General features: G+C 34.5%; 2 protein-coding genes. Both read right to left on the bottom strand.

Features of this window, described 5'->3' with window-relative positions:
• Nucleotides 1–14: 14 nt before the first annotated feature.
• Nucleotides 15–758, bottom strand: a complete 744-nt coding sequence (locus tag ACOVQ4_RS20635; protein ID WP_421822496.1) for a LytR/AlgR family response regulator transcription factor — start codon at nucleotides 756–758, stop codon at nucleotides 15–17.
• Between the two features lie 74 nt (nucleotides 759–832).
• The gene (locus ACOVQ4_RS20630) at nucleotides 833–1,957 is read right to left on the bottom strand and encodes a sensor histidine kinase (RefSeq protein ID WP_421822495.1); all 1,125 of its coding nucleotides are present in this window, start codon (nucleotides 1,955–1,957) and stop codon (nucleotides 833–835) included.
• Between the last annotated feature and the right edge of the window lie 617 nt (nucleotides 1,958–2,574).

Here is a 2,574-nt window from a genome sequence, read left to right as displayed (position 1 = left end):
ATCCGACTCAGGGCTTACTTCACTGCCAAAACTCCTGTTTTGTATATTTTTTCAAGAATATCTTCTCTAAAACTTCTTCCAATCGGCAATGAACGATTATTGACAATCAGGTCATTAGCTTCGATAGAAGTTACTTTATGAATCGCTACAATGAATGATTTATGAATTCGAGCAAAATCATCTTCTGGTAGTATTTCGCCTATACCATTCATGGTTTGATACGTCACATAGGATTCAGAAGTTGTGTGCACGCGAATGTAATCTTTTAAGCTTTCGATAAACAAGATATCATTGAAATATACTTTTACAATCCGTTTGTCTACCTTGATAAACATTGCCTCAGGCTTACCAGCAGGAGGTTGTTGTTTAAAAGCATTAGCTTCGGTAACTAAATCTATTTCTTCTGATTTTTGTTGAACTTTATTGACAGCTTTGACAAATCTTTGAAAAGGGATAGGTTTTACCAAATAATCAACCACGTCCAATTCATAGCTTTCGACCGCATAATCACGATAGGCTGTCGTAATAATCACTTTGGGAGGATTGTGTAAGCTTCTTAATAATTCTAATCCATCTAAAGTAGGCATTTCAATATCCAAAAATAGAAGGTCAATCCCTCCTTTTTGTAATAGGTTAAATGCCTGAATGCCATTTTCGCAACGCCCTACAAGCTCCAATCCCTCTACTCGCTGAATAAAAGTCTCAAGCACGTCGAGAGCTAATGGTTCATCGTCTACAATTAGCGTTTTTAATTTCATATAAATTTAGTTTTGGAATATCGTCAAATCTTAGAAAAATAGCCTTTACACATGAAAGCAAATGGATAATGCTGCTATTTATTTGATTTTGATTCGCTTAAAACAACTGGTTCAAAAGGTAGTTCAAGACTAATAGAATACTCTTTGGCCGTTGGTAAAATCTGTAGTTTATAGTTCTTACCATACAAAAGATCCAAACGGCGTTGTACGTTTTTCAAGCCGAGGCCTTTGTGTTTTTTCCTTGAAGATTGATTTTCAAATCTTGGGTTTGTCACACCAAAAACCAATTTGTCATGAAGAATATTCAACACGATTTTCAGATGAATTTCGCCTGTCTCATGCGATGTACCATGTTTAAAAGCATTTTCAATAAATGGTAAAAGCAAAAGTGGTGGGATTTTCTTTTTGTCCACCTCTCCTATGATATCAAAATCCAAGTGTAGACGCTTGCCAAATCGCAAACCTTCCAAGTCCAAATAATTTTTGATATGTTCTACTTCTTTACGAAGGGTAGTTTCCAAACTATCTGACTCATACAACATATAACTCATTAAATCAGAAAGCTTTACAACAACCTCTGGTGCCAAATCAGACTTCTTTAGTGTTAATGAATATAGGTTATTTAAAGTATTGAAAAAGAAATGGGGTTGAATTTGAGATTTCAAAAACTCCAACTCATTCTTCAAATTCTGTTTTTCTAAATCCTTAATTTTTTCTTGATGCCCAATCCAATCTTTGGTCAATTTGATTCCTGTTGTCATCCCAAATACCGAAATCATATCAAACATTCTTTTGACAGTAGGTTTAGGGTCAAACAAAATATCTGAGCGATAACCAACAGGGCAATAGTTGATATAAATCAAATGGTTAATCAAGGTCTGAAAGCAGGCTACTGCCAATAAGGTAGAGCCTGTCAACAAGACCCCGTATTGTAGATACTTACCTTTCAATAAAAACTTTGGAATAAAATAATAGATATTGACGTACACCAAAGAAAGATAAAAGGGGAATTTGACAGCAAACTCAAAAAAAGCTTCTGAATAGTCATCCTTCAAAAAACCAAGATAAAGGGTATTGTACAAGCTAATCACAATCCAGAAAAGCGTATGATAAACAGCTCGTCTGGCCAGAATTTTCTTGAGCGGCAAATCCTGTAAAATAACAGTGCGTGTATGATTGAGAGCGGCTGATGTTTCCAAGGTAATGTTTTAATATGTGTAAACAAGATTTTTTGATAAAATCCTGTATTTCAACTTCGTATAAAAATCCAATTCTATTTTGTCTGTATTCAAAAATTTACCTAAAACTATTTTAAGGTAATCTTGTTTATCAAAATTAAGCATAATACTTTTTGTAAAAAACGCCCTAGGTCAAAAAATAAAAGCTTTTTCGACAAACAGCTTCGAGCGAATGATAAGTGCCTTTTGCCCTGAAAACGTCATTGGTCGAGTACTTATTCAAGCTTGGCGAATAAATTTAGCGTTTAGTCCTAATAATATGATTTTTGTAGGAAGTTTTTTGGTTACACTTCGTTTAGCAAACTTGTTGAGCTTCGGCTAAACATAGCGAATGGACTGGTGAGACATCCATTTTGTGAATCTCAACTATGGTTAAAAGATTAAAATTAATTTGGTTAGGGGTTAGGGACTCAGCTTTGCTTTGTCCCTAATTTTATGAGCAATAGGTTTGGAGCTATTGGGTATCAGCTTTGGGCTATGGGTTATTTTTTTTTGGGGAAAACTTAAGTAATCATGCAGAATAAGATTTTGGTTAGGTGTTTAGGCGCAAGGCAATGAGTGTTAAAATGTTTCTAAAT

The organism is Flectobacillus sp., assembly GCF_049240685.1.
Taxonomy (GTDB): Bacteria; Bacteroidota; Bacteroidia; order Cytophagales; family Spirosomataceae; genus Flectobacillus.
This window is presented reverse-complemented; position numbering and strand designations above follow the sequence as displayed.